This window comes from Longimicrobium sp. (assembly GCA_036389135.1).
In the GTDB taxonomy this organism is placed as follows: domain Bacteria; phylum Gemmatimonadota; class Gemmatimonadetes; order Longimicrobiales; family Longimicrobiaceae; genus Longimicrobium.
On the sequence record DASVQP010000076.1, the window covers coordinates 148,330 to 174,000 of the forward strand.

General features: G+C 69.1%; 27 protein-coding genes. 3 read left to right on the plus strand and 24 right to left on the minus strand.

Annotation, left to right across the window (positions count from 1 at the left end; translation table 11 throughout):
• Positions 1–146: 146 nt before the first annotated feature.
• From VF584_18200 to VF584_18245, 10 genes are all read right to left on the minus strand, one after another.
• Positions 147–491: a cell division protein ZapA gene (locus VF584_18200; protein ID HEX8212114.1), complete on the minus strand. Its 345-nt coding sequence runs from the start codon at positions 489–491 to the stop codon at positions 147–149.
• Positions 488–790 carry a hypothetical protein gene (locus tag VF584_18205; GenBank protein HEX8212115.1) on the minus strand — a complete coding sequence of 101 codons (303 nt, stop codon included), beginning with the start codon at positions 788–790 and terminating at the stop codon, positions 488–490. The genes VF584_18200 and VF584_18205 overlap by 4 nt, the downstream gene beginning before the upstream one ends.
• A complete protein-coding gene (gene pheT / locus VF584_18210; GenBank protein HEX8212116.1) occupies positions 771–3,122 on the minus strand; it encodes a phenylalanine--tRNA ligase subunit beta in 2,352 nt (783 codons plus the stop codon). The genes VF584_18205 and pheT overlap by 20 nt, the downstream gene beginning before the upstream one ends.
• A gap of 86 nt (positions 3,123–3,208) precedes the next feature.
• Entirely contained in the window at positions 3,209–3,688 is a 480-nt protein-coding gene (locus tag VF584_18215) for an SMI1/KNR4 family protein (GenBank protein ID HEX8212117.1), read from the minus strand.
• Positions 3,689–3,730: 42 nt separating this feature from the next.
• The gene (gene pheS, locus VF584_18220) at positions 3,731–4,759 is read right to left on the minus strand and encodes a phenylalanine--tRNA ligase subunit alpha (GenBank protein HEX8212118.1); all 1,029 of its coding nucleotides are present in this window, start codon (positions 4,757–4,759) and stop codon (positions 3,731–3,733) included.
• Positions 4,760–4,801: 42 nt separating this feature from the next.
• Complete coding sequence (locus VF584_18225) at positions 4,802–4,960, minus strand: hypothetical protein (protein HEX8212119.1); 159 nt, start codon at positions 4,958–4,960, stop codon at positions 4,802–4,804.
• Positions 4,961–5,091: 131 nt separating this feature from the next.
• On the minus strand, positions 5,092–5,448 hold the full coding sequence (gene rplT, locus VF584_18230; protein HEX8212120.1) for a 50S ribosomal protein L20: 357 nt from the start codon (positions 5,446–5,448) through the stop codon (positions 5,092–5,094).
• Positions 5,449–5,486: 38 nt separating this feature from the next.
• Positions 5,487–5,681 carry a 50S ribosomal protein L35 gene (rpmI, locus tag VF584_18235; GenBank protein ID HEX8212121.1) on the minus strand — a complete coding sequence of 65 codons (195 nt, stop codon included), beginning with the start codon at positions 5,679–5,681 and terminating at the stop codon, positions 5,487–5,489.
• Between the two features lie 13 nt (positions 5,682–5,694).
• Complete coding sequence (gene infC, locus VF584_18240; protein HEX8212122.1) at positions 5,695–6,345, minus strand: translation initiation factor IF-3; 651 nt, start codon at positions 6,343–6,345, stop codon at positions 5,695–5,697.
• Between the two features lie 261 nt (positions 6,346–6,606).
• Positions 6,607–6,789, minus strand: a complete 183-nt coding sequence (locus VF584_18245) for a hypothetical protein (protein HEX8212123.1) — start codon at positions 6,787–6,789, stop codon at positions 6,607–6,609.
• Between the two features lie 133 nt (positions 6,790–6,922).
• Here VF584_18245 and VF584_18250 point away from each other — a divergent pair, with 133 nt between their 5' ends.
• Both VF584_18250 and VF584_18255 read left to right on the plus strand, forming a co-directional pair.
• Entirely contained in the window at positions 6,923–7,183 is a 261-nt protein-coding gene (locus VF584_18250) for a type II toxin-antitoxin system Phd/YefM family antitoxin (GenBank protein HEX8212124.1), read from the plus strand.
• A complete protein-coding gene (locus tag VF584_18255) occupies positions 7,180–7,554 on the plus strand; it encodes a type II toxin-antitoxin system VapC family toxin (GenBank protein ID HEX8212125.1) in 375 nt (124 codons plus the stop codon). Before VF584_18250 ends, VF584_18255 begins: the two co-directional genes overlap by 4 nt.
• A gap of 82 nt (positions 7,555–7,636) precedes the next feature.
• On the opposite strand, the gene groL is transcribed toward VF584_18255, so the two are convergent.
• Together groL and groES are read right to left on the minus strand one after the other, a co-directional pair.
• Entirely contained in the window at positions 7,637–9,283 is a 1,647-nt protein-coding gene (groL, locus tag VF584_18260) for a chaperonin GroEL (protein HEX8212126.1), read from the minus strand.
• Positions 9,284–9,345: 62 nt separating this feature from the next.
• Positions 9,346–9,630, minus strand: a complete 285-nt coding sequence (groES, locus tag VF584_18265; GenBank protein HEX8212127.1) for a co-chaperone GroES — start codon at positions 9,628–9,630, stop codon at positions 9,346–9,348.
• Positions 9,631–9,943: 313 nt separating this feature from the next.
• On the opposite strand from groES, the gene VF584_18270 reads away from it, so the two are divergent.
• Positions 9,944–10,396, plus strand: a complete 453-nt coding sequence (locus VF584_18270) for a DUF1569 domain-containing protein (protein ID HEX8212128.1) — start codon at positions 9,944–9,946, stop codon at positions 10,394–10,396.
• 308 nt (positions 10,397–10,704) lie between these two features.
• On the opposite strand, the gene VF584_18275 is transcribed toward VF584_18270, so the two are convergent.
• The 12 genes from VF584_18275 to VF584_18330 form a co-directional block, all read right to left on the minus strand.
• Positions 10,705–11,616: a ribonuclease Z gene (locus VF584_18275; protein HEX8212129.1), complete on the minus strand. Its 912-nt coding sequence runs from the start codon at positions 11,614–11,616 to the stop codon at positions 10,705–10,707.
• A gap of 160 nt (positions 11,617–11,776) precedes the next feature.
• The gene (locus tag VF584_18280; GenBank protein ID HEX8212130.1) at positions 11,777–13,150 is read right to left on the minus strand and encodes an acyclic terpene utilization AtuA family protein; all 1,374 of its coding nucleotides are present in this window, start codon (positions 13,148–13,150) and stop codon (positions 11,777–11,779) included.
• A 368-nt stretch (positions 13,151–13,518) separates the two neighbouring features.
• Positions 13,519–14,199, minus strand: a complete 681-nt coding sequence (locus tag VF584_18285) for a Uma2 family endonuclease (GenBank protein ID HEX8212131.1) — start codon at positions 14,197–14,199, stop codon at positions 13,519–13,521.
• 90 nt (positions 14,200–14,289) lie between these two features.
• Complete coding sequence (locus VF584_18290; protein ID HEX8212132.1) at positions 14,290–14,970, minus strand: Uma2 family endonuclease; 681 nt, start codon at positions 14,968–14,970, stop codon at positions 14,290–14,292.
• A gap of 9 nt (positions 14,971–14,979) precedes the next feature.
• The gene (locus VF584_18295; protein ID HEX8212133.1) at positions 14,980–16,626 is read right to left on the minus strand and encodes an acyl-CoA carboxylase subunit beta; all 1,647 of its coding nucleotides are present in this window, start codon (positions 16,624–16,626) and stop codon (positions 14,980–14,982) included.
• Positions 16,623–17,051, minus strand: a complete 429-nt coding sequence (locus tag VF584_18300) for a cobalamin B12-binding domain-containing protein (GenBank protein ID HEX8212134.1) — start codon at positions 17,049–17,051, stop codon at positions 16,623–16,625. Before VF584_18300 ends, VF584_18295 begins: the two co-directional genes overlap by 4 nt.
• A 388-nt stretch (positions 17,052–17,439) precedes the next feature.
• Positions 17,440–18,192 (minus strand): methyltransferase domain-containing protein, encoded by a 753-nt coding sequence (locus VF584_18305; GenBank protein HEX8212135.1) that lies wholly within the window; start codon positions 18,190–18,192, stop codon positions 17,440–17,442.
• Positions 18,182–18,865: an HAD-IA family hydrolase gene (locus tag VF584_18310; protein ID HEX8212136.1), complete on the minus strand. Its 684-nt coding sequence runs from the start codon at positions 18,863–18,865 to the stop codon at positions 18,182–18,184. Before VF584_18310 ends, VF584_18305 begins: the two co-directional genes overlap by 11 nt.
• 16 nt (positions 18,866–18,881) lie before the next feature.
• Entirely contained in the window at positions 18,882–20,459 is a 1,578-nt protein-coding gene (locus VF584_18315; protein ID HEX8212137.1) for a serine/threonine-protein kinase, read from the minus strand.
• Positions 20,460–20,708: 249 nt separating this feature from the next.
• Positions 20,709–22,445 (minus strand): methylmalonyl-CoA mutase family protein, encoded by a 1,737-nt coding sequence (locus VF584_18320; GenBank protein HEX8212138.1) that lies wholly within the window; start codon positions 22,443–22,445, stop codon positions 20,709–20,711.
• Between the two features lie 12 nt (positions 22,446–22,457).
• Complete coding sequence (gene meaB / locus VF584_18325; protein ID HEX8212139.1) at positions 22,458–23,525, minus strand: methylmalonyl Co-A mutase-associated GTPase MeaB; 1,068 nt, start codon at positions 23,523–23,525, stop codon at positions 22,458–22,460.
• Between the two features lie 810 nt (positions 23,526–24,335).
• A complete protein-coding gene (locus tag VF584_18330) occupies positions 24,336–25,127 on the minus strand; it encodes a hypothetical protein (GenBank protein HEX8212140.1) in 792 nt (263 codons plus the stop codon).
• Between the last annotated feature and the right edge of the window lie 544 nt (positions 25,128–25,671).

Sequence of the window (25,671 nt, forward strand, 5' to 3'; positions counted from 1 at the left end):
CAAAAAAGTACGGCGGCAGACTCGTTACCGACCCGCCACCGTCCCGTACGCGCATTCCCCAGCGCGGCGGCGGGGAAGCCGCATTCTCAACTTAGGTGCGCGCCAGCTTCCACCGCAACCCTGTCGTGGAAACGGATGAGTGCCGCTCAACCCCTTCGTGGGGTGCCGCGGGGGCGCTTCGCCGCGTCGTCCTCGCCTGCTTCTTCCAGGATGGCGGCGAGGTCGGCGGTGCGCTGGGCGATCTCTTCGCGGAGTCGGCGCAGCTCCTCGCGGGCGTGGAAGAGCTCGTCTGTGATGGAGAGCGCGGCGAGGGTGGCGGCGCGAAAGGGCTCCAGCGTCTGGTAGCCGGGGAGGCCGCGCAGGGTGCTGTCCACGTGGGCGGCGATCGCGCGCGTGTCCTCCGGCGGCAGCTCGGAACGCAGGACGTGCTTCTCCCCCGCGATCTCCACCGTGACGGAGTGGCGCGTGAGGGGGCGGCGCGTGCTTTTCATCGGCGTGCCTCCAGCATGGCGAGGCGGGCCAGCAGCGCCTGGATGCGCTGGCGGGCCTCGTCGGTGCGGCTGCTGAGGAGGGCGTTCTCGGCGCGCAGCCGGCGCAGCTCGCCGCCCGCGTCGTCGGGGGTGGCGGCGCCCACCGCTTCCAGCTCGCGGCGCAGGCGGTCGACCTCGGCCTCCGCCTCGCGGGCGCGGCTGCGCCAGTCGGCGACGGCGGATGCGGCGGAACGCGCGGCGAGCTCCAGCCGTTCCCAGCCGGCGGCGGGCCCTGCGGATTCAGCGGCGTCGGATACCATGGCGCTCCTCCAGGGCACGCAGCACCCGCTCCACCTCGGCATCCACCTCGGCGTCGGTCAGCGTGCGGTCGGTGGCGCGGAAGCGGAGGCGCCAGGCCACGCTGCGCGTCCCCTCCGGAAGTCCCTTTCCTTCGTACAGGTCGAACGGCGCGAGCCCCTCCAGCAGCGCGGACGCGGCCTCCACGATCGTCGCGCCCACCTGCTCGGCGGAAACGGCGTGCGGCACCAGGAGCGCCAGGTCGCGCTCGGAGGCCGGCTGCGTGGGGAGGGGCGCGTAGCGGATGCCGCGCCGGTCCATCGCCGCGGCGGGAAGGCGCAGCTCCAGCGTCCAGACGGGCGCGGCCCACGCGGGCGCATCCACCCCCTCGCCCGCCCCGCCTCCGCCCAGGCTCCCGTCCGGCCCCACGACGGTGAAGCCGGCGCCCAGCACGTCCACGCGCGCGTCCGGGTACTCGCGCGCGAGCTCCTCCAGCATCCCCTTGAGGTCCCACACCTCGTAGGCGCCGGCCTCGCCCGTCCAGTGCCGCGGGGCACGCGCGCCGCTGAACGCCGCCGCCACGCGCCGCTCCTCGTGCGGCATCCCGCCCGCCGGCCCGGCGCTGAAGGCGGTGCCGATCTCGAAGAGACGCACGTCGCGCACGCCGTGCGCGAAGTTGTGCTCCACGCGGCGCAGCAGGCCGGGGACGAGTGAGGTACGCAGAAAGCCTTCCTCCGCCGAGAGCGGGTTGAGCACCCGCACCTCGCCCGCGCTCTCCGGCACGAAGCCGGTGGTGCGCGCCTCCAGGAAGCCCCACCCCACGAAGCGCTCCGCGATCCGCCGCTCCACCTCCACGACCGGCGCCTCGGGGACGCTGCTGGGCCGGAACGGCGCCAGCTCGTCGGGGAAGGAATCGTAGCCGCGCCGCCTCGCGATCTCCTCGATCAGGTCGATCTCCTCCTCCACGTCGCCGCGGAAGCCGGGGACGACGACGCGCATCGGCGAGGCGTCTGCGTCCACCTCGAAGCCGATCTCCGCCAGCAGCGTCCCGATCTCCGCGGGCGCGACTTCGGCGCCAAGGACGCGCTTCACCCGCTCCGGACGCAGCGCAACGACGCGCCGCTCCCAAGGACGCGGGTTGAGGTCGATCGCCCTCCTGGCCCACCCACCCGCCACCGCTACGATCAGATCCACCACGCGCTCCAGCGCTCGCGCCTGCCCCTCGGGATCAACGCCGCGCTCGAAGCGGTACGACGCATCGGTGGAGAGCACGAGGTGGCTGCGGGTGCGGCGGACCGTCTTCGGCTCGAAGAGGGCGCACTCCAGGAAGATGTCCGTCGTCCCTTCATCCACCTCGCTGTTCGCGCCGCCCATCACCCCCGCGATGGCGACCGCGCCCTCCGCGTCCGCGATCACCAGGTCGCTGGCGACGAGCGTGCGATCCATCCCGTCCAGTGTGGCGATCGTCTCGCCGTCGCGCGCGCGGCGGATGCGGATCTCGTCGCCACGCAGCTTCGCCAGGTCGAAGGCGTGCAGCGGCTGGCCCAGCTCGAGTAGGACGTAGTTGGTGGCGTCGACGATGTTGTTGATCGGGCGCAGCCCCACCGCGCGCAGCCGCGTCGCCAGCCACTCCGGCGACGGCCCCACGCGCACGCCACGCACGATCGTGCCCATGTAACGTGGGCACCCCGCCTCGTCCTCAATTCGTACCAACACGTCGGCCACCTTGCCGTGCGAGCCGCCGGATCGGATCTCCAGCCGCACGTCCGAGGCATTCGGGAAGGCAGGAAGCTCCACCCCCGCCACTCCTCCCGGAGCCAGCTCGCGCGCCACGCCCACGTGCGACAGCAGCTCGCCGCGGTTGGGCGTGACGTCGATCAGGAGGCGGTAATCGTCCAGCCCCAGCGCGTCCACGAAGCGGGTGCCGGGCGTGTACTCGCCGTTCAGCGTCATCAGCCCGGAGTGGTCGCGCCCCAGCCCCAGCTCGCGCGCGGAGCAGAGCATGCCCTCGGAGACCTCGCCGCGCAGCTTGGCCTTGCCGATCGCCATCCCGCCGGGCAGCGTCGCCCCGACCGGCGCGAACGGGTAGAAGCGGCCCGCCTCCACGTTCGGCGCGCCGCACACCACCTGCACCGTCTCGCCGCCGGCGTTGACGCGCGTGACGCGCAGCCGGTCCGCGTTGGGGTGCTGCCACACCTCCTCCACGCGCGCGACCACCACGTCGCCGATCCCCGCGCCGAGGTGCGTGAGCTCGTCCACCGGCGCGCCGAGGAGGGCGAGGCGGTGGGCGATCTCCTCCGCGGTGCCCCGGAGGCCGGGCGCGAGGGACTTGAGCCAGAGGTACGAGACGTTCATGGAAACGGCAGGGAATGGGGATGAGGGATGGGGGATGGGGGACAGCAGCTGCGCTCCCGGATCGTCCGTCCCTATCCGCGTGACATCTACGAATCAGGCGAGATCACAAGCGGATCGCGCCGCAGATACAGCTCTACGAACTCTTCGAACGAGCCGGCGATCGGCCGCAGCTCCGCTGATCCGAAGCTCACCGCCACCGGCGCCGCCTCCTCCGCATCGGCGGACAGCCGGACGACGTATGCCCAGGTCCACATCGCGTAGTCGCCGATCACGAACCACCGCTCCGCGCCGGGCGCGGGCACCCACGCCTGCGCTAGCGTACTCACCTCGTCGAGTGGCCAGAAGCGGATCAGGTCCTGGTCGAGAGCGGGACTATCCCCATCCACCGCGATCCCGCCGACGTAACGGAAATAGTGTCGCAGCCCCGCCGGAAGCCTCACTCCATGCCGCTTCTCGAACCCGCGCACCTCATCCTCCCCCGCCCCACCGGCGCTCCTGATCTCCTGCTCCTCCCACCGCTCCACGAGCCGAACGAGAAACGCGGAACGGCGATCTAGCGGCTTCATCGGGTCCCCCCATTCCTCATCCCCCATCCCTCATCCCTGCAGTCAAGCGAACTGCCCCAGGAACCTCACGTCCCCCTCGTACAGCAGCCGGATGTCCGTGATGCCGTAGCGCAGCATCGCGATGCGTCCCGGCCCCATCCCGAAGGCATAGCCGGTGTAGAGCTCGGGATCGATCCCGGCGTGCTTGAAGACGTTGGGATGCACCATCCCGGCGCCCATGATCTCCATCCACCCCGTCCCCTTGCACGCGGAGCAGCCGGAGCCGCCGCAGATCATGCACGACACGTCCACCTCCGCCGAGGGCTCGGTAAAGGGGAAGTACGAGGGGCGGAAGCGCGTCTTTGCGTCCGGGCCGAAGAAGCGGCGCACGAACAGGGCGAGCGTCGCCTTGAAGTCGGCGAATGTGACGCCCTCGTCCACGGCCAGCCCCTCGATCTGCTCGAAGGCGGGCGCGTGGCTCGCGTCGAATGGGTCGCGGCGGTACACGGTGCCCGGGATCACCACGCGGATCGGCGGCGCGTGCGCCTCCATGATGCGCGCCTGCATCGGAGAGGTGTGGGTGCGCAGCAGCGTCCCCTCGCCCAGGTAAAAGGTGTCGTGCATGTCCGCCGCGGGGTGGTCGAGCGGGAAGTTGAGCTTGGCGAAGTTGTACTCCACCGTCTCCACCTCCGGCCCCGCCACGCGGCTGAACCCCAGGTCGCGAAAGATCTCGCAGATCTCGTCCACCACCTGGCGCACGGGATGGATCCCGCCCCGCCACGGAGCGCGCCCGGGCAGCGTCAGGTCCTCGCGCGGCCCCGCGTCCGCGGCGGCGGCCTGGGCGGCGGTCCGCGCGTCGAAGAGCGCGTTGAGCGCATCGCGCACGCGGTTCCCCTCCGCCCCCACCACGGGCCGCTCCTCGGGCGACAGCTCGCCCAGGCGGCGCAGTATCCCCGTGAGCCGCCCCTTCCGGCCGAGCAGGTCGATCCGCACCGCCTCCAGCGCCTCGGCCCCGCCCGCCGAGGCGATCGCCGCCCCGCCTTCCGCCTCCAGCGCGCGCAGCTGCGCGATCAGCTCTTCCGTGATGCTCATCTTACGTATTCCGCCTGGACGGCAACGGGGCCGCTGCGAAGGTCATTGCCCGATGATCGTGTACCCGCCCGCCTCGCGCACCCAGTCGAGCAGAGGCGTGGAAAGCAGGTACACGATGACGCAAAGCACGATCGTGCACACGATTTCGAGCGCCCGAAGTCTGGGCCGCTCGCGAACGATGGTGAGCCGGCGTCGGTTCATCGCGCCCTCCGGGTTGATCGTGCTCCGCCGCCACAATCTGAGAGCCGCCACCGCATTTAGCTACCCCGCAAAACACGAGCGGCGCCGTGGAGGTCCACGGCGCCGCTCGGGAACGTCGAAACAGGACCAGCTCAGCCCTGGTTCGCCGTGGCGGCGCTGGCGAGCTGCTCAAAGGCCTGCGGCTCGCGGATGGCGAGGTCCGCGAGCACCTTGCGGTCGATCTCGATGCCGGCGCGCTTGAGGCCGTTCATGAAGCGCGAGTACGACAGCCCGTTCATGCGGGCGGCGGCGTTGATGCGGATGATCCACAGGCGGCGGAACTCGCGCTTGCGGTTCTTGCGGTCCCGGTACGCATAGCGGCGGGCCCGCTCCACGGCTTCCTTCGCCGTCTTGTACAGGTTCTTGCGGCGGCCGAAGTAGCCCTTGGCGTCCGCCAGGATCTGCCGCTTCCGCCGCAGGCGGGCGACGTTGTTCTTTACGCGAGGCATGAGTCCAAACCCTCTCTATTCGGTTGCGAAAGCGCGCGTCAGGCCAGGAGGAGGCGCTTCACGCGCTTCTCGTCCGGCTTGGCGAGCATGGTGGTGCCGCGCAGGTTCCGCTTCCGCTTCGGCGACTTCTTGGTCAGGATGTGGCTGTGCATGGCGCTCCCACGCTTCACGCGGCCCTTGGCCGTCACCTTGAAGCGCTTCGCCGCACCCCGGTGGGTCTTCATCTTCGGCATCGGATGACTTCCTTTATTTCGACTCGGCCGCGGGCGGCGCGGGTCGTTCGGGAGCCCGCGGCGCAACCGGCGCGGGCCGTTGAGATGCACCCGCTGCCGCGGGTGCGGGGCGATCGTCCCCTCCCGGGTTCGCGGGGGCGGGCCGATCGGAACCTCCAGACGGGCTGGAGGGAGGCTTCAGCGGCGCGATCATCATCACCATGCTGCGCCCTTCCATCATCGGGTGCGACTCTACCTTGCTGATGTCCTGGAGCGCCACCGACACGCGGTCCAGCACCTGGCGGCCGAACTCGGGATGGGCCATCTGGCGCCCGCGGAACATCATGGTCAGCTTGACCTTGTTCCCCTCTTCGAGGAAGCGGCGGGCGTGGCGGAGCTTGAAGTCGTAGTCGTGGTCCTCGATCCCGGGACGCATCTTGACTTCTTTGATCTGTACGTGGTGCTGCTTCTTGCGCGCCTCGCGCTGCTGGCGCTGCTCCTCGTACTTGAACTTGCCGTAGTCCATGATGCGGCAGACCGGCGGCCGGGCCAGCGGTGCGACTTCCACCAGGTCCAGCCCCTGCTCTTCCGCGATCTCCTGCGCCCGTTCGATCGGCAGGATCCCGAGCTGCTCGCCTTCCGGGCTGATCACCCGGACGGGGCTGATACGGATCTGCCGATTCACCCGCACTTTCTCTTGGATGGCGCCGCTCTCCGAATTCGGGGGAAACAAAAAGACGGATCTGAAACGTTCAGATCCGTCCACGCGCACACGCACTCCGTGCTCCGGTGGAGACGGACGGGGCGAGGCGCGATGCGCGGACCCGGCAGCATTCGCCCCCGCTGGGGAGACGAAGCCGAAAGGTGGAGGGCCTGCCGGCCCCCACTTGTACAGCATTGGAGCCAGGGAATCTATCCCCGCGCTCCCCACCTGTCAACCGGCGGGTCAGTGCGGCGTGTAGATGAAAAAGAACGTGACAGCCGCGGTCATCCCCACGGCGAACAGCGCCCACGGCCATCCCGCCTGGGCTCCAACCCCGGAGTCCAGCATCTCATGGTCCACCCGCCGGTGAACCTCCGGCGCGACCTCGTCGTCCACGCCCGGGATCTCTCTCGCGATTACAAGCATGCCGGCCTTCAAGGCAACCGGCGTGCCGTTACACGCCACAAACGGAATAGTCCGTCTGTAAAAAAATGACACTACCCCATGTAGGCCCACCTGAGTTATACTTGACCAACCTTGACCAACTCCGGAGGAAGAAATGAGCTCCACCGTGAACCTCTACGAGGCGAAGACACACCTCTCGCAGCTCGTGGAGCGCGCCGCCGCCGGCGAGGAGATCATCATCGCGAAGGCCGGCCGCCCGGTCGCCCGGCTGATGCCCCTCCCCCCGCCATCGGCCTCCCGCGTTCCAGGAGCGCTGAAAGGGCAGATCTGGATCTCGGACGACTTCGACGATCCGCTTCCGCCAGACATCCTCGCCACCTTCAACGGCGAGACCACCGGCGACGAGGTGTCGTGAGACTACTCCTCGATACGCACGTCCTGCTCTGGTGGAGCACCGACTCCCCTCGACTCCAAGAGAGCGCGCGCGACGCGATCCGGAGCGCGGGACGCGTCGTGGTGAGCGCGGCGTCGGCCTGGGAGGCGGCTATTAAAGCGGGAGCCGGGAAGTTGACCTTGAACGTGCCGTTCGAGGCGGTCGCGGAGGTGAACGGATTCGAGAAGCTGCCGATCACATTCGCGCACGCCGCCGCGGTCGCCACGCTCCCGGAGCACCACCGAGACCCTTTCGACCGCATGCTCGTGGCGCAGGCACGGACGGAGGGCCTCACGCTAGTGACACACGACCGCGCGCTGGAGCCGTACGGAATCCCGATCCTCTGGACGTAGCAGCGAGGTCCCTAAAAAGCCCCGCCCCCCTTCGAGAGGGGGCGGGGCTTCCTTCACCGGCTGGGTTACGAAGCCTTTCGGCTCAGTACATGTCGCCCATGCCGCCGGGCATGCCACCGCCGCCGCCACCACCGCCGCCACTCTTCGGCTCGGGGCGCTCCACCACCACCGACTCGGTGGTGAGGAGGAGGCCGGCGATGGACGCGGCGTTCTGGAGCGCCGTGCGGGTGACCTTGGTGGGGTCGATCACGCCGGCCTGCACCAGGTCCTCGTACTCGTCCGTACGGGCGTTGTAGCCGTACGCGTTGCTCTCGTTGTCGCGCACCTTGGCGACCACGATGGAACCCTCGACGCCGGCGTTCTGCGAGATCTGGCGAATCGGCTCCTCGAGCGCGCGCTCGATGATCCGCACGCCGATCTGCTCGTCCGCGTCGTCCAGCTTGAAGCTCTTCAGCACGGCCTGGGCACGAAGGAGCGCCACGCCGCCGCCGGGGACGATCCCCTCTTCCACCGCGGCGCGCGTCGCATGGAGGGCGTCCTCCACGCGGGCCTTCTTCTCCTTCATCTCCGTCTCGGTGGCGGCGCCCACGTGGATCACCGCCACACCGCCGGCCAGCTTGGCGAGACGCTCCTGCAGCTTCTCGCGGTCGTAGTCGCTGGTGGTCTTGTCGATGGCGGCGCGGATCTCGTTGATGCGGCCCTTGATCAGGTCCTGCTCGCCGGCGCCGTCCACCACCGTGGTGTTGTCCTTGTCGATCACGATCCGCTTGGCGCGGCCGAGGTCCGACAGCACGGCGTTCTCAAGCTTGAAGCCGACCTCTTCCGAGATCACCTGGCCGCCCGTGAGCACCGCGATGTCCTGCAGCATGCTCTTGCGGCGGTCGCCGAAGCCCGGGGCCTTGACGGCCGCGACCTTGAGGGTGCCGCGCAGCTTGTTGACGACGAGCGTGGCCAGGGCCTCGCCCTCCACGTCCTCGGCGATGATCAGGAGCGGGCGGCCCATCTGCGCCACCTTCTCCAGCACCGGGAGGAGGTCCTTCATCGACGACACCTTCTTGTCGTGGATGAGGATCATCGCGTCCTCGAGCACCGTCTCCATGCGGTCCGGATCGGTGATGAAGTACGGCGACAGGTAGCCGCGGTCGAACTGCATCCCCTCCACCGTCTCCAGCGTCGTCTCGAGGCCCTTGGCCTCCTCGACGGTGATCACGCCGTCCTTGCCCACCTTCTCCATCGCGTCGGCGATGAGGTTGCCGATCTCCTCGTCGGAGTTGGCGGAGATGGTGCCGACCTGCGCGATCTCCTTCTTGCCGGCGGTCTCCACCGACATCGACTTCAGCTGGGCCACCACCTGCTCGACGGCCTTGTCGATGCCGCGCTTGAGCGACATCGGGTTGGCGCCGGCGGTGACGTTCTTGAGGCCCTCGCGGAAGATGGCCTGGGCGAGCACGGTGGCGGTGGTGGTGCCGTCGCCGGCCAGGTCGCTCGTCTTGGTCGCGACCTCCTTCACCATCTGAGCCCCCATGTTCTCGATGGGGTTCTCCAGCTCCACTTCCTTCGCCACGGTCACGCCGTCCTTGGTGATGAGCGGCGAGCCGAACTTGCGGTCGATCACCACGTTGCGCCCCTTGGGGCCCAGGGTGACCTTTACGGCCTCCGCCAGCTGGTCCACGCCCTTCTTGAGCGCGGCGCGGGCGTCGGTGCTGAAAACCAGCTCCTTGGCAGCCATATTGTCTCTCCTATCTAGAGTTGCGTACGCGAAAGTTCACTCGGGAATGCGACGCGGTGGGCTCAGCCCACCACCGCGAGCACGTCGGACTCGCGGAGGATCAGGTACTGCTCGTTCTCCACCGTCACCTCGGTGCCGCTGTACTTTCCGTACAGCACCTTGTCGCCCACCTTCAGCTCCATCTCGACGCGCGCGCCGTCTTCCACCTTGCCCGGCCCGACGGCGACGACTTCGCCCTGCTGCGGCTTTTCCTTGGCGGTGTCGGGGATGTAGAGCCCGCCACGCATCTGCTCCGTGTCCTCGAGCGCCTTGACGACGACGCGGTCGGCGAGCGGCTTGACCTTGATCTCAGTCGCGGTGGCCATATGGATGACCCTCCCTGGATTGAGTAGTGAGTTGTGGACTTCTGTTAGCACTCTCACCCTGAGAGTGCTAACGACGCGGCAAGATAGCACCGCGCGCCGCGCTGTCAAGCACGGCCGGAACGGTGCGCCCCCTTTGCACGCGCCGTTCCGCGGGACTGCGCCAATATGGCTCCCCGGGTGCGCCGGAGCGGCGGAGTGGCTGTCACTTTGGGAGTGGGCGCCGTTGTGGCGAGCGGGCGCGCCCCGGTAGCTTGGCGATCCACCGCATCCAACCCACACACGAGCGTCTTACGTCATGAAGAATCTTTTCGAACCGGCACGGGCTGCCGAATTGAAGGAGAGGCTGCTGCGGCTGCGGCCGGACAGCGAGCGCCAATGGGGGAAGATGAGCCCGGCGCAGGCGGTGGCACACTGCTCCATCGCGATGGAGATGGCGTTGGGCGACACCCGGGCGCCGCGCATGCTGGCGGGGCGCATCTTCGGGAGGATCGTCAAGGCGCTCGCCCTCCGCAACGACGCCCCGATCCGCCGGAACACACCTACGGTGCCGGAGCTGGTCGTCGCGGACGAGCGCTCGCTAGACACCGAACGCCAGCGCCTCTCGGTCCTGATCGACCGCTTCACCGCCGCGGGCCCGGCGGGATGCACCACCCACCCGCACGCCTTCTTCGGCCGCCTGACGCCGCAGGAATGGAGCGTTCTGATGTACAAGCACGTGGACCATCACCTGCGGCAGTTCGAGGCTTAGAGCGCGTTAGTGCGCGGTCCCTGCCGCCTTCCTGTCATCCTGAACGAGCCGCTTCTCAGGACTGAATCATCGCCGAAATCGGGCGGCGAGTGAAGGCTCCAGCCGGCGAGGCAAGAGGACGGCTCGTTGAGGCGAACCCCCTCGGCACGCGCAGTAGATCCTTTGCTCGCGCCAGAGTGTGGAGACCGCGAAGCGCGTCGCTCAGGATGACAGAATGCCGCGAACACCGATGGACGCGAAACGCCCCTCCCCCAGGTTGTTTTGGGGGAGGGGCAGCGAGGTGACGAGCGGGGAGGGGGCCCGCGTCGTCATTCCGCCCGAAACGGCACCTCGATCACCAGCCCGTCGTACGCGGCGACCACCTCGGGGAAGACGGCGCGGGCCTCGCGCTCCAGCACACGCGGATCGTCGGCGTAGCGGGGGGAAAAGTGGGTGAGCGCGAGGCGCAGCACGCCCGCGTCCGCGGCGACCTGCGCGGCTTCGCGGGCGGTGGAGTGGCCCGTGGAGACGGCGCGATCCGCCTCGTCCTGCGCAAAGGTGGCCTCGTGGATCAAGAGGTCGGCGCCAGCGGCGATCTCGCGCGTGGTGGAGGTGGGGCGGGTGTCGCCGGTGTACACCACCTTGCGGCCCGGGCGCGGATCGCCCACCACGTCGGCCGCGCGGATGGTGCGGCCCTCCACCTCCACGTCCTCTCCGTGGTGGAGCTTGCCCCAGAGCGGACCCTCAGGAACTCCCAGGTCGCGCGCGAGCTGCGCGTTGAAGCGTCCCAGCCGCTCATGCTCCACCACCGCGTATCCAACCGCCCGCCCCGCGTGCTTGGCGGCGAACGGGACGATGTCGTACACGCCGCGGCCGATCTTCTCCCCCGGCTCCACGCCTACGATCCGCACCTCGAAGGGAACGCGCTCGACCCCCAGCTCCACCGCCTGCTTGAGCGTCGCCTCGGTGCCGCGCGGGGTCCAGAGCGTCATCGGCTCCTCGCGCGCCTGCAGCCCCAGCGTCCTCAGCAGCCCGATCACCCCCAGGAAATGGTCGGCATGGAGGTGCGTGAAGAAGATGTCGTGGAACCCGAACCCGGTGCCGAACTTCATCATCTGCCGCTGCGTGCCCTCACCGCAGTCGAACACCAGCACGTCCCCCTCGCGCTGCACCACCAGCGACGAGACGTTGCGGCCCACCGTGGGGCGCGCCGCCGCGGTGCCGAGAAAGGTTACGCGCATGGAACAGCAGTGCGTGAGTGCGTGAGTGCGTGAGTGCGCAATGGCACTTCGCGAAGGCGGGCGAATGCGGCCGCGCAAACAATGCGCGCGCACCGGGACCGCGGACCCACACCGGCACCAACGCACTCACGCACTAACGCACTAACGCACTTCTTCTCCCTCATGCCTGCACCACCTCGACCTTCAGATGCGGCTCGATCTCGGTCTTGGGGATCAGCGCGGGCCAGTACGCCATGATCTCCTGCACCGCCGGGCGTCCGCCCGCGAAGCCGGTTACCGAGGGCGGGCCGGCCAGCACGAGCGGCGCGATTTCCTTGGTGAAGCGCTCCACGGCCGCCCGGTCCTGGCCGCGCACTCCCCAGCGCACCGTGACTTCGGGCAGGTCGCGCGGCATGGGGCCGGCGAGGGGGCCGTGCGTCGCGTTCCAGCCGACGTATTCGGTCAGCACCTCGTCGAACTTGAGGCCAAGCCGGTCCAGCCGCTCGCGCAGCACGCGGTCGGCGAGCTGCGCCTTCTCCACGGCGTCGGGCCAGGAGTAGACGAGGGTGCCGGTCGCCTTGTAGCCGTCGGAGTAGGCGATGCTCACCTTGAGCATGTCCGTGCGCGCGCCGCCCTTCACGCCGAAGACGCGCACCCGGTCCGGCCCGTCGGCCTCCAGGCGGATGCTGGTGAAGTCCGCCACCACGTCCGGGGTGATGTAGCTGCGCGGATCGCCCATCTCGTAGACGAGCTGCTCCTTGACGGTGGGGAGCGTCACGCGCCCGCCGGTGCCGTCGTGCTTGGTGACGATGAACGACCCGTCCGGAGAGGCTTCGATGATCGGGTAGCCGATCTGCGCCAGCTCCTTGATCTCGCGCCAGTCCACCATGTGGTTGCCGCCGCTGGCCTGCGCGCCGCACTCGTTGATGTGTCCCGCCACCACCCCAGCCGCGATCCGGTCGTGGTCGTCCAGCGACCAGCCGAACTCGTGGATCATCGGCCCGTAGGTGAGCGCCGTGTCCGTGGAGCGGCCGGTGATGACGACGTGCGGGTCCTGCCGCAGCGCCTCGACGATCGGCCGCGCGCCGATGTAGGCGTTGGCGCTCTGCACGCGGTCGAGGACGGTGGAGAGGGGCTCGCCCGTCTCCATGTTCTTGAGCTCCACCCCGTGCCCAAGCAGGTCGGGGAGGCGCTCCAGGATGTCGTCGCCGGTGATGGTGCCGATGCGCGCGCGGCCGCCGAGCCCCGCCTTGCGCGCCTCCTCCAGCACCGCGTCGCGGCACCCGATCGGGTTGACGCCACCCGCGTTGGCGATCACGCGGATGCCGCGCTCCACCACCGCCGGCAGGATCTCGCCCATCAGCGGCACGAAGTCGCGCGCGTACCCCAGCGCCGGGTTGCGCGAGCGCTGCTTCTGCATGATCGACATCGTGACCTCGGCCAGGTAGTCGAGCATCAGGTAGTCGATGGGCCCGCCCTCCACCTGCTGCTTGGGAGCGTCCAGCTGGTCCCCCCAGAACCCCTGCCCGGAGGCGATGCGGATCTTGTCTTTCATTCTGCTCTGAGAAGTGCGAGTCCGGCTGCGCGCCGGGGCATTGTTCCGGAAAACGATCCGGAGGCCGCACCGGGCAGCCTCCGGACAGGATAATTCAACCGTGCCTCCGCCGCGGCAACCGGCGTGCCCCGGGTGCTACGCGCGATCGTATGCGACGCACGCGCGGATGTCTTCCCTCGTGAGCTCCGGGAAATCACGGAGCACTTCCTCCTCCGTCATCCCTGAAGCCATGTACTCGAGCACGTCCGCCACGGTGATCCGCAGGCCGCGGACGCACGGTTTCCCGCTGCGCTTTCCAGGCGATGGTAATGCGGTCCGCGTGATCCATCGTTCTCCCTTCTGCCCACCGGCGGGCAATCATAACTGACTCATGCCGGCCCGAGCACCTCGTCCACGCGTATCTCACGACCGAGGACGGGTGAGGCGAACACCTCGCCGTACCGATACTCGCGCGATACCGCGTACTCGCCACCGACAGGGGTATGATGCACGATCACACTTGGTGCGTTCACGTCCGCGATCCAGTACTCACCGATAGCGGCACGTGCGTACAGCGCGGCTTTTTCCAGGTCTCGATCCAGCGAGCTGTCCGCCACCTCTACCACGAGGAGCGCGTCCCATGGACCCGCCTCACGCGAGCGGTAGCGGTCGGGATGAAGCCGCAGCACCACCAGATCGGGCTCGGGAACTTCGCCCGAGTGGAAGCGGAGAGGGCTCTGCACGCGCAGGATCGCACGGCCGCGCACCTCGGCACCCAAGAACTCGGTGAGCAGATCGACCGTGTAGACGTGCCGGTGACCGATCGGCGTCATACAGACCAGATCTCCATCGATCAGCTCCAGGCGCTCGTCTTCGTCGAGGATGCCGCCCGTCGTCATGCGGAGCACGTCCTCGTAGGTCCACCGCCGCGGCGTCCCCCACGCTTTCTTTTCGCGCACCATCCCGTCGATCAGCTCGATTCCGGATTCGGGAAGGATGCCGAGTTCCCCCATCCGGTAGTACTCGTCGACAGTCCACAGTCTGCGTTCGGTTTTGGTGGTGGTGCGCATAGCTGTCCTCCTGCGGAAGCAGACAACCCCTTCGAGCGATCAACTTTTCCGTCGTCCGAACGATGCCGGCGGAACGCCGCCGCTCCCGCGCTACAGGGCCGACCGAGGCTTGATCACGTCATCCACGGACACGGTCAAGCCGTTCAGCACCGGCGAGCTCCACGACTCCCCGGCACCGTACACCTGAACCTCGGTGTACGCGCCGCCGGCCGGCGTCTGGTGGATCAGGACGTGGTCGCGCGTGAGGTCGACCAGCCAGTACTCCGGGATGCCGGCGGCGGCGTATCGCTCCGCCTTGACGTGCCGATCGTAGCGGATGGAAGACTCGGCAACTTCGACCACCACGAGCGCATCGTGATGAGTGGGGTGCGCGTCCTCGTACTCGCGCGGCTCGGGGCGAAGCACCGCCACGTCCGGCTCCGGATCGTAGTCGTCCGGGAGCCAGAGGGGCTTTTCGCTCCGCACGATCACGTCTGCCGTCCGCGCTATCAGCAGGCGGGTGATGCGGGTGACGCACGCGGCGTGACGGCTTCCAGCGGGGGTCATCTCGATGATCTCGCCGTCGATCAGCTCCACGTGCGCGTGCTCGCCCAGCACGCCGATCTCCGCCAGCCGGTAGTACGTTCCACGGTCGAAGCGGACGGGCTCGCCCGCCCTGTACACGATGCCGTCCAACAGCTCCGCGCCGCGCCGGGGGAGGATGCCCGCCTCCTCCATGCGCGCCACCTGCTGCTCCGTGAACCGGTAAGGCTGCACGAACTGGACGGCCATGATCGCCTCCTAGATGCCCGGCGGCAGGACGAACGAGCCGAGGTGAGGGCCCGGGTTGTTGAGAGAGGTGCGCAGGGCCAGTGCCAGCGCGGCGCGCGTCTCGTCCGGGAGCACCACGGCGTCCACGAAGCCGCGGGCCGCCGCGTAGCGCGCGTCCAGCTGCTGGTCGTAGTCGGCGCGCACGGCGTCCATCTTCGCCTGCAGCTCGGCGTCGGGGGCCTTGCCCGCCTTCTTGAGCTCGTCCAGTTGCGTGCTGAACAGGGCGGTGACGGCGGACTCGCCCTCCATCACCCCCATGCGGCCCGTGGGCCAGGTGAAGATGAAGTCCGGGTCGAAGCCCTGCCCCGCCATAGCATAATACCCCGCACCCGACGCGTGGTTTATCGTCAGCACCAGCTTGGGCACGGTGGCGGTGGCCATCGCCTCCACGAAGCGCGCGCCGGAGCGGATGATGCCGCTGTGCTCCGCGTCGGTGCCCACCATGAAGCCGCTCACGTCCTGCACGAAGAGGATGGGCGTGCCGTGGCGGCTGAGCGTGTCGATGAAGAAGGCCACCTTTTCCGCGCTGTCCGCGTACACGATGCCGCCGAACTTGGGGCGGCCTCCGTGCGGGTCCTTGAGCATTCCGCGCGCGTTGGCGATGATGCCCACCGGGATCCCCGCGATGCGCCCGTGGCCGCAGATCATCTCCGGCGCGTAGTCCGCCTGGAACTCGTCGAATTCGCCGCGGTCAAGGATGCAGCGCAGCACCTCGCGCACTTCGTACGGCTGGCGGTGGTCGGCGGGGAGGAGGTCGTACAGCTCCGCCTCGGCGCGGGCCGGCGGGGCCGCTTCGCCGACGGGGAGGGCGGTGGCCGGTGCGCGCGGAAGCTCGCGCACCAGGTCGCGGATCTTGGCCACGCAGGCGCGGTCGTCCGCCACGCGGTAGTGCGCCACGCCGGAGATGGCGTTGTGCGTGTACGCGCCGCCCAGCGTCTCGCTGTCCGTGCTCTGCCCCGTGGCGCCCTTGACCAGGTTGGGCCCGCCGAGGCCCATGAACGACGTCCCCTCCACCATCAGGATCACGTCGGAGAGGGCGGGAAGGTACGCGCCCCCCGCGATGCACGGCCCCATCACCGCGGCGATCTGCGGCACCTTGAGGTAGCGCCGCATGATGGAGTTGTAGTAGAAGAGCCGCGACGCGCCGTACTGCCCCGGAAAGACCCCGCCCTGGTACGGCAGGTTCACCCCCGCCGAGTCCACCAGGTACAGGATGGGGACGCGGCAGCGCATGGCGATCTCCTGCGCGCGCAGCATCTTGGTTATCGTCTCCGGCCACCAGGAGCCCGCCTTGACGGTGGCGTCGTTGGCCACGATCACCACCTCGCGCCCCGCCACGGTGCCGATGCCGGTGACCACGCCGGCGGCGGGTGCCTGCCCGTCGTAGCGGTCGTGGGCCACCAGCAGGCCGATCTCCTGGAAGCGCGTGCGCGGGTCCATGAGCAGGGCGATGCGCTCGCGCGCCGTCAGCTTGCCGTCGGCGTGCTGCTTGTCGATGCGCTTGGGCCCGCCCCCCTGGCGGAGGCGGGCCTCGAGCTCGCGCAGCTCGGCGGCGAGCGCGCGGGCACGCCCCGGGGCCGGGGCCGCGGGGGCGCTGGGTGCGGCGGGAGCGCTCACGCCTCGGCGGTCTCCCGGTCGCGCCCGTGCTGGGCGTACCAGTCGCGGATGTACTCCACGGCGGCGGTCGTGGGGGTCCCCGGGCCAAAGAGCCGCCCGATCCCCTGCACTTCCAACGCGCGCATGTCCTCTTCCGGGATGATCCCGCCGCCGGTGAGGAGGACGTGGTCCACCCCCTCCGCCTCCAGGAGCTGCTTGACGCGGGGGAAGAGCGTCATGTGCGCGCCGGAGAGGATGGACATCGCCACCACGTCCACGTCTTCCTGGATGGCGGCGCTCACCACCATCTCGGGCGTCTGGTGGAGCCCGGTGTAGATGACCTCCATCCCCGCGTCGCGCAGGGCGGCGGCGATCACCTTGGCGCCGCGGTCGTGGCCGTCCAGTCCGGGCTTGGCGACCAGCACCCGGATCTTGCGTTCAGGCATCGTGTTACGGATCTGAGAAAGGTGCGCTTTGCCCGCGGGCGGAAGTCCGGGAAGATAGTGCCGGGGCGCGGGTTGCGGCAAGCGAACGGGGGAATGGGGAATCGGGAATGGTTGGCACGGTTGTATGCACTGCCGGCTCCGCGCAGATCCGGTAGGGGCGCGATTCATCGCCCCCGTGCCCAACACCGCACCGCCGCCCGCTGTTACGCACCACGCACCACACCCGTAGGGGCAGACCTGCGTGTCTGCCCACCGCCCGCCCCGCCTCGACCCCCGCCACACGCATCGAATCCCGTAGGGGCCGCCCCACGTGGCTGCCCGTGCATTCCTCCCAGCGAGGAGCCGTGTTCCTCGTCGCCTGTCCCCGCCGTTCCCCGTTCCCCCGTAGTTACCGGCGCGCAATGCAGATCAGATCCTCGCTCGTATGGACGAACGGCGCCAGCTCCCAGTCTCCGTACCACTCGACGGGGGTGAGGCCGGCGGCGCGGAGGAGGACCGACCATTCGGTGGCGCTGCGAATGCGGAGCTCGTGGAACTTCTCGCCCGATTTTCCACCCCGGCGCCAGCGCGTCCACTCGCGGCTCACCCCGTCGACGGCGTCGAACTCGCGCTCTACCCAGACGGTGGTGCCGTCCTCCGCTTCCCACCAGTCGCGCTCCGTGTAGCCGCCAACGGCGTGGTCGCGGTGCATCGTCTCCAGCACGAAGAAGCCGCCCGGGCGCAGCGCATCGTGCGCGCCGCGTAGGACGCGCAGGTCCTCCTCGTCGGAGAGGAAGTAGCCCAGGGAGGAGAAGAGGGAAAGGACAGCGTGGAAGCGTCCGCGGAAGGGGATCTCGCGCATGTCGCCGCGCAGCCAGTCGACCGCGACGCGGGCCTGATCGGCGCGGGCGCGGGCGCGGCGAAGGAGCGGCTCGGAGAGGTCCATCCCCGTGACGCGGAACCCCGCCTCGGCCAGGGCGACGGAGTGGCGGCCCCATCCGCACGCCACGTCCAGGATCTCGGCGCCGGGCTCCAGCGGCACCATCTCGCGGATGCCGGCGACCTCGCGGGCGGTGCGCTCGGGGGTGAGGAAGTCGCGGTACAGGTCGATGAAGGTCTCGTCGAAGTACCCCTCCCACCAGCGGTCCTGGCTAGCCGGCACGGCCCAGCCGCTCCGGAAGCTCGTGGATGCCGCGGATGCGGTCGCCGTGCTCCTCGGTGAAGCGGCCCAGCGGATCGATCAGAAAGGTGTGCATCCCCACGTTGCGCGCGCCCACGACGTCGATCTCGTAGATGTCGCCCACGTACGCCGCCTCGTGCGGCTCCACCCGCATCCGCTCCAGCCCCATGTGGAAGATGCGCGGGTCCGGCTTCTCGACACCCACCAGCCCGGAGTCGATCACGAACTCGAAGTGCGGGCGCAGGCCCAGCGACTCCAGCAGCGCCTCCACCCGGCCGTCGGCGTTGGAGATGACGCCCAGGCGGTAGCCCATGCGCCGCAGCTCCTCCAGCGTCTCGATGGTGTTCTCGCGAACGCGGCTCCACAGGTTGCGTTCCGCGTGGCGCGCAAAGAGCCGCTCCGCGACCGGGGGGAAGTGCGCGTCCTCCACGCCCAGCGTGCGAAAGATCGCGGCGAAGTAGACCTCGCCGCGCTTCCGGTCGTCGCCCGCGGTGCCAGAGCGCACCATCTCGTCCAGGACGAGCTTGGCCTCGTACTCGGCGGCGAGGATGTCGTCCTCGCTCGCGGTGATCCCCGCCTCGGCCAGGACCTGCACGAGGAAGGGATGGTCCAGCCAGACCAGCGTGTTGCCTGCGTCGAAGATGATCGCTTTCATGGGGTCTCGGTTGCGGTCAGCGCGGCATCTGAAAGGTGACCTGGCGCAGGCGGGCGCCGCGGGCGATGCGGCGGATGGCCGGGAGCGCCGCTTCCGCGCGGCCACGGTCGAACGGGCCGGCGAGGACGACGACGGAGTCCCCGGGCAATTCCGGATAGACGCGGCCGTTTGCGAGGCCCGCGGGGTGCCCGGCGGCGGCGATGCGGTCGCGCAGGGTCACGGCGCGCTCCACTTCGTCCGGGGCGCGGGTGGCGGCCGCGATGATCCAGAGCTGCTCGTTGAAGCCGATTCCGCCGCGCAGCCGCACGGCGCGCAGCGCTTCCTGGCTCGCGAGCTCGCGCGCGGCGGCCTCCTCCGGCGGAATGGGCGGCGGATCGGGCTGCACGGGGGCCGAGACTGGCGCCGGCTCCGGCGCGGCGGGCGGTTCGCCGTCGCGCGTCCAGTACACTCCGGCGAGCGTCACCAGGACCGCGATGCCGATCCACTTCGCCAGCGGGGTGCCGCGGCGTTCGCCGTTTTCCGCCTCCTGCGGGGGCGCGGGCTGCGCGTACGCCGGGGGCGCGGGCACGCTGTACGCCGGCTGCGGCGCGTGCGGTTGCGGCGCGTAGGCATGCACTGGGATCGGCGGCGGCACCACCGGCTGCGGAATCGGCGACACGACCGGGGGGGACGGGACCGGTGGCGTCGGCGGATACGCCAGCGTCGGCGCGGCGTCCAGGGCCGGGGGCGCGGGCGGGACGATGGCGAGAAGGCGGAGGACGGCGTCCGCGTCCGCGGGGCGCTGGAGCGGATCGCGGCGGAGCATGCGCAGCAGCGCGTCGCACATCGGCACGGCGACGCGGGGGCGCAGCGCGTCCACGGCGCGGGCGGCGACGGCGTCGTCCGCGGCGCTGTTGATCCCCTCCGGGTAGCGCCCCGTGAGCATCTCCAGCGCGACGATCCCCAGCGCGTACACGTCGCACGCGGGGGTGAGGTGCGGCGAGGCGGCGAGCTGCTCGGGGGCGGCGTAGCGCGGCGTGTACGGCGATGGGCTGAGCTGCGTGATGCGCGTCTCCGGCTGCTCGCCCGCGGAGAGCTGCGCGATGCCGAAGTCGAGCACCTTGACCTCCCACCCGCCTACCGGATCCGCGACCAGGAAGAGGTTGCGCGGCTTCACGTCGCGGTGCACGATCCCCACGCGGTGCCCCGCGGCCAGCCCCATCGCGGCCTCGCGCACGATCTCCAGCGCCTCGTCGGTGGACATCGGGCCGTTGGCGGCGGCGATGCGCTCGGCCACGTCCTTGCCCGGTAGCCGCTCCATCACCAGGAAGTCGAGCCCCGACCCCGGATCGGTGCCAAAGTCGTGCACCGTCACCACGTTGGGGTGGCGGAGGGTGGCGGCGGCGCGGGCCTCGCGGCGGAAGCGGGCGCGCAGCACCTCCTGCTCGGCCGGGTCGGCGGAGGCGGCGGTGAGCACCTTGACCGCCACGTCGCGTCCCAGCCGCTCGTCGTGCGCCCGGAACACCGCGCCCATCCCCCCGAAGCCCAGCGCCTCACCGATCCGGTAGCGGTCGGCGAGGAGGCGGCCCTGGAGGAGGGTGGCGAGTGTGGTCAAGAGAAGTGCGTTAGTGCGTGAGTGCGTTAGTGCGCCGGAGAAAGGAAGCTACTGCGCCCGCCCGCGCCGTGGAAGAACTGCGGCCTCACACAGAGCCACAGAGGAAACGACAAGAACACGGAGAACCTCTTCCCTCCTTGCTGTCATCTCTGTGTCTCTGTGTGAGGCCCGCTGTTCCTTCGGTACATGCAGAAACCTCCCCTCCGGCGAGGTGCACCGGAGGGGAGGTTCTTTTTCGACGCTACGATTTTAGAAGAAGACCGGCTCCTGGTACGCCCCGAACACCGCTTCCATCGAGTGGCGGATCTCGTGGAGCGTGGCGTACGCCCTCACCGCGTCCAGCAGGGCGGGCACGACGTTTTCGCCGGCGCGGGCGGCATCCTGCAGCACCTGGAGCGTGCGATCGACCTCGGCCTGGTCGCGGCGGGCGCGCATGGCGGCCATCCGCTCGCGCTGGCGGCGCTCCGCTTCCTCGCCCACCTTGAGGAGCGGGATGTCGATCTTCTCGCCCTCGATGGTATAGTGGTTCACACCCACGATGACACGCTCGTTGCGCTCGATCTCGATCTGCTGGCGCATCGCCGAGCGCGCGATCTGCTGCTGGAAGTAGCCCCGCTCGATTCCCGGCACCACCCCGCCCATCCCGTCGATCTCGGCGAAGATCGCCTCCGCCTCGGCTTCCATCTGGTCGGTGAGCGCTTCCAGGTAGTAGGAGCCGGCCAGCGGGTCGATGGTGTTGGCCACACCCGTCTCGTGCGCCAGGATCTGCTGCGTGCGGAGGGCGATCTGCACCGCCTTCTCGGTGGGGAGCGCCAGCGTCTCGTCCATCGAGTTGGTGTGCAGCGACTGCGTGCCGCCAAGCACCGCCGCCATCGCCTGGTAGGCCACGCGCACGATGTTGTTCTCCGGCTGCTGCGCCGTCAGCGTCACGCCCGCCGTCTGCGCGTGGGTGCGCAGGCGCCAGCTCTCCGGGTTCTTGCTGCCGTACTTGTCGCGCAGGTGGCGCGCCCAGATGCGGCGGCCGGCGCGGAACTTGGCGATCTCCTCGAAGAAGTCGTTGTGCACGTCCCAGAAGAAGGAAAGCCGCGGCGCGAAGTCGTCCACGTCCAGCCCGCGCGCGATCCCGCGCTCCACGTACTCGAAGCCGTTGCGCAGCGTGTACGCCAGCTCCTGCGCGGCGGTGGCGCCCGCCTCGCGGATGTGGTAGCCGCTGATGGAGATCGGGTTGTACTTGGGCGCGTTCTTCGACGCCCACTCGAACATGTCGATCACCAGCCGCAGCGCCGGCTCCGGCGGGTACACCCAGGCGTGCTGCGCCTGGTATTCCTTGAGGATGTCGTTCTGGACGGTGCCGCGCAGCTTGTCGGCCGAGATCCCCTGCTTCTCCGCCGCCACGATGTAGAAGGCGAAGAGGATGATGGCCGGGCCATTGATGGTCATCGACACCGAGACCTGGTCCAGCGGGATCCCGGCGAAGAGAGTCTCCATGTCGTCCAGCGACGAGATGGCCACGCCGCACTTCCCCACCTCGCCCAGCGAGCGGGGATGGTCGCTGTCGTAGCCCATCAGCGTGGGAAAGTCGAAGGCAACCGAGAGCCCCGTCTGCCCGCGCTGCAGCAGGAAGTGGTAGCGCTCGTTCGTCTCCTCGGCGGTGCCGAAGCCGGCGAACTGGCGCATCGTCCAGAAGCGCGTGCGGTACATGGTGCCGTACGGCCCGCGCGTGAAGGGGAACTCGCCGGGGAGCCCCACCTTCTCGTTGTAGTAGCGCGCCTCCTCGGGCGACGGCTCGGGGCGGTCCAGCGGGGTATAGAGCGGCTCCACCTCCACGCCGCTCACGCTGGTGAAGCTGTCGTCGCGCTTGGCGGCCCGCTCGTAGGCGCCCTCCCAGGCGGCGAGCCCGCTGCGCAGGGATTCCAGCTCCCGCTCCTTCTGGCGGATCTGCTCCAGGAGGTCGGCCGGCGGCACGCGCTGCTCCACTACGCTCATGATGATTCTCCCCTACCGGGTTGGCACCCCAAGTTCACCCACGATACGCTCCGCCACGGTGTACGGCGAGTCGGTCCCCGCTTCCAGGGCGGCGAGGGAGGCGCGGAGGATCTCGTCCCCGTTCCCCCGCTCCCACACCAGACGCTGCAACCGCCGCTCCACCACGGCGCGCACCCGCTCGGCAAGGCGGTGCTGGCGCCGGCGAGACAGCTCGCCGGACTCGTTCAGATACACCTGATGGCGGTCGAGCGTTCGCTGCAGCTCTTCAAGTCCCTCGCCGCTCTGCGCGACGGTGCGGATGACGGGGATCGCCCATCCGCCCTCATCGCGCGCGTGGGCGCGCAATCCCTCGCGGGCATGCTTCTGCACCGTCTTCAGCGAGACGCCGTGGTGCCCCGCCGAGGCCGGCATGTCGCCCAGCCGCATGTGGAGCATCACCTCGATCTCCTGCGCCAGTTTGTCCGCTCCCGGCCGGTCAGCCTTGTTGATGACGAAGACGTCCGCGATCTCCATCAGCCCCGCCTTCATGGCCTGGATGGAGTCGCCGCTCTCCGGCACCAGCACGACGACGCTGGTGTCGGCCGTCCCCGCGATGTCCAGCTCCGTCTGCCCCACCCCCACCGTCTCCAGGATGACGCGCACGAAGCCGAAGGCGTCCAGCAGGTCGGCGACTTCCTTGCTGGTGGTGGCCAGGCCGCCGAGCGCCCCGCGGGTGGCCATCGAGCGGATGAACACCCCCGGATCGGTGGAAATGTTGTTCATCCGGATGCGGTCGCCCAGCAGCGCTCCCCCGGTGAAGGGGGACGACGGGTCCACGGCCACGATCCCCACCCGCTCTTCGCGCTCGCGGTACATCATGGCGAGCTTGGAGGTGAGGGTCGACTTGCCGGCGCCCGGCGGCCCCGTGATCCCGATGCGCTGCGCACGCCCCAGGTCGGCGTGCAGCTCGTGGAGGAGCCGCTCGAAGCCGGGGCGCGTGTCCTCCACCAGCGAGATGGCGCGGGCCAGGGCGACGCGCTGCCCCGCCCGGAAGCGCTCCAGAAGCTCCTGGTGCGGCGAAGCCTTGATCGTTTCGGTCATGGGGCGAAAGGTGCCCCGCGCGCGGGGGAGATGTCAAGCGGGCACAGCGGTACGCCGACGAGTGCCGCATCCGGGCGACACCCGTCGGCTCCATCACGTGAGATCGGGAGACCTGAGTGTTGGCATCAGGCGAAGCCCGGCCTCCATACGGCACGGAAGCCGGCGCGTCCTCATCCGCCAGCTCATTATGCGGTGCCAGGATGTGATTGCATCCCGTAGCGCCTGTTCACTTCGCGCCCGCTCCGAACAAGGCGGAGTCCCAACGCGAGCCTGACGCGCCGCGCCCTCAACTCGGTGTCGGAGCGTGCGCCCCAGCCCAGGCGGTAAAGCTGGAACACGCACCCCGGGCGGATGGGCACCGCGATTCGTTGAGGTACCGGCACCGCCGGTTCGTTCTTCAGCATGTAGATCCGGACGCCCCAAACCGTTGCCTCGGTGGGACGCAATTCTCCAATGCCGAGATACCGCGGCTCACCTACCTGCACGTAGGATCGTCCGTGGAATGGAATCGATGCTTTCCGCCTCCACCACCTACTGTGGAATGCGTAAGCCGCGCCGGGCGGATACGCGTCAGCAAAAAGGATGGTGGGCGTAACGCCAGCGAGCACCGTATCCCGCTCGTTGCGATACACAGTCTCGGCTACATATACCAACTCAAGCTGATCATTCTTGATGACGCAGATCGGAACCTCTAGCTCCCTGTACGTTATCGGCGGTCTCAGTCGCTGCGCGTTCGCCCGCACACTCAGGAGCAGGAGCGACATGAGCAGAGGCGCTACGCGGACCGCCCGAGGTATGCGGCTCACTGGATCACGGAGCCACCGCGGGGCCCGACGGCCAGCTAGGGTTAGTGGAACACCTGTCATTCAGATGCGTCATTACGGTTTCGGAGAGCCCGGGGAGCGTTTGATTCGCGGAGGTGGTGTCCGCCGTGGCGCCGGGCGAAGATGGCACGGTGCGCTCGGCCACATACTGATGAAGCGCGTACACGATCTCGTGGCCGCACCGGGCACTGGCCTTCAGCGCGCTATCTGCCCTCGCCAGGTCACCGGCGTCGCGTCGCTGCAGCCGCCGGTCGTACGCGGCGGTAAGTTGCTCGTCCACGAGGCGCTGCAAGTCGCCGAGCTTGCTGAGCGGCACTTCGTACGGCGACTGCTCCGACGCATCCGTAACGCGGCGCACGGTGAGAAGATTGCTTTGACGGTGCTTCTCCCATTCGACATACGCCTGTACGTAAGCCGCCCTTCTCGCCATCAGTTCGGGGAGATCGAGGTTGCGCCGGAGCGCCGACAGCAGCAACTCGGCACGCACTCGCCGCTCTTCGAGTTGCGCAGAAAAACTTTGCACCGCCATGAGCCTGGCTTCGCTGGTCACGCGCGCACGCTCCTCCCGCTCTCGGACCTCTGTCCGCGCCTGTGTGATGCGATCGGTGAGAAGCACTCCCAAACACCACGTCAGGAGAAACCCAACGACCACGGCCGTGAGCTGGTGATTCAGAACGCGTGCCCACCACGGGCCGGGCAGGGGTCCGAGCCTTCGCAACTGCTCGCGAATCTCGCGTACGAGATCCTCCAGTCTGTCTTTGGACGGATCGGGAGTCATCGAGTGCCCCTGCAACGTAGTAGGCGGGTGGAGCGCGAAGCGTACCGAACCGAGAACCCCGAATCCGATTTCGCACCGGGCGGCATACAAGTTCCCGAGCCGCCAATCCGCGGTAACACCAAAAAGTGCGTGTGACAGCAGATCCAGCCGCCTCGCACCGGCTCACCGCAACCCAATCACGCCCCGCGCGATCCGGCGCCCCGGCTCACTTCACGTAGAATAATCGCTCCCGCCCGTGCACGACAGCGGGGCCGCGGAAGCCTTCACGGCCGCAGCACCGCCAACCAGAATAATGTGTGAGTTCCGCTCAGTGGTGCGTTATGCATGGTATTGCCGTTTTCGAGCGGAGGCCGTTTTCAGTCTTTCGCCCGGGCCTGTCGCAGATGATCTTGCTGATGTAGTCCGTGGCTCCGCACAGTGCGGCGCCACCGCTGCGCACCGCCCGGTGTGCCGCGTCGCGGTCCCGTCCGGAACTCCTACCTCTGCTCCTGGAGGCACCTCTTGAACAACCGTCTTTCCTCGACCCTCGCACGCACGGCGGCAC

What these genes read in the sequence shown, in the direction of transcription:
- VF584_18200 (HEX8212114.1), bottom strand. Translation starts at nt 491, where the DNA reads ATGAAAAGCACGCGCCGCCCCCTCACGCGCCACTCCGTCACGGTGGAG.
- VF584_18205 (HEX8212115.1), bottom strand. Translation starts at nt 790, where the DNA reads ATGGTATCCGACGCCGCTGAATCCGCAGGGCCCGCCGCCGGCTGGGAA.
- pheT (HEX8212116.1), bottom strand. Translation starts at nt 3,122, where the DNA reads ATGAACGTCTCGTACCTCTGGCTCAAGTCCCTCGCGCCCGGCCTCCGG.
- VF584_18215 (HEX8212117.1), bottom strand. Translation starts at nt 3,688, where the DNA reads ATGAAGCCGCTAGATCGCCGTTCCGCGTTTCTCGTTCGGCTCGTGGAG.
- pheS (HEX8212118.1), bottom strand. Translation starts at nt 4,759, where the DNA reads ATGAGCATCACGGAAGAGCTGATCGCGCAGCTGCGCGCGCTGGAGGCG.
- VF584_18225 (HEX8212119.1), bottom strand. Translation starts at nt 4,960, where the DNA reads ATGAACCGACGCCGGCTCACCATCGTTCGCGAGCGGCCCAGACTTCGG.
- rplT (HEX8212120.1), bottom strand. Translation starts at nt 5,448, where the DNA reads ATGCCTCGCGTAAAGAACAACGTCGCCCGCCTGCGGCGGAAGCGGCAG.
- rpmI (HEX8212121.1), bottom strand. Translation starts at nt 5,681, where the DNA reads ATGCCGAAGATGAAGACCCACCGGGGTGCGGCGAAGCGCTTCAAGGTG.
- VF584_18245 (HEX8212123.1), bottom strand. Translation starts at nt 6,789, where the DNA reads ATGCTTGTAATCGCGAGAGAGATCCCGGGCGTGGACGACGAGGTCGCG.
- VF584_18250 (HEX8212124.1), top strand. Translation starts at nt 6,923, where the DNA reads ATGAGCTCCACCGTGAACCTCTACGAGGCGAAGACACACCTCTCGCAG.
- groL (HEX8212126.1), bottom strand. Translation starts at nt 9,283, where the DNA reads ATGGCTGCCAAGGAGCTGGTTTTCAGCACCGACGCCCGCGCCGCGCTC.
- VF584_18270 (HEX8212128.1), top strand. Translation starts at nt 9,944, where the DNA reads ATGAAGAATCTTTTCGAACCGGCACGGGCTGCCGAATTGAAGGAGAGG.
- VF584_18275 (HEX8212129.1), bottom strand. Translation starts at nt 11,616, where the DNA reads ATGCGCGTAACCTTTCTCGGCACCGCGGCGGCGCGCCCCACGGTGGGC.
- VF584_18280 (HEX8212130.1), bottom strand. Translation starts at nt 13,150, where the DNA reads ATGAAAGACAAGATCCGCATCGCCTCCGGGCAGGGGTTCTGGGGGGAC.
- VF584_18285 (HEX8212131.1), bottom strand. Translation starts at nt 14,199, where the DNA reads ATGCGCACCACCACCAAAACCGAACGCAGACTGTGGACTGTCGACGAG.
- VF584_18290 (HEX8212132.1), bottom strand. Translation starts at nt 14,970, where the DNA reads ATGGCCGTCCAGTTCGTGCAGCCTTACCGGTTCACGGAGCAGCAGGTG.
- VF584_18300 (HEX8212134.1), bottom strand. Translation starts at nt 17,051, where the DNA reads ATGCCTGAACGCAAGATCCGGGTGCTGGTCGCCAAGCCCGGACTGGAC.
- VF584_18310 (HEX8212136.1), bottom strand. Translation starts at nt 18,865, where the DNA reads ATGAAAGCGATCATCTTCGACGCAGGCAACACGCTGGTCTGGCTGGAC.
- VF584_18320 (HEX8212138.1), bottom strand. Translation starts at nt 22,445, where the DNA reads ATGAGCGTAGTGGAGCAGCGCGTGCCGCCGGCCGACCTCCTGGAGCAG.
- meaB (HEX8212139.1), bottom strand. Translation starts at nt 23,525, where the DNA reads ATGACCGAAACGATCAAGGCTTCGCCGCACCAGGAGCTTCTGGAGCGC.
- VF584_18330 (HEX8212140.1), bottom strand. Translation starts at nt 25,127, where the DNA reads ATGACTCCCGATCCGTCCAAAGACAGACTGGAGGATCTCGTACGCGAG.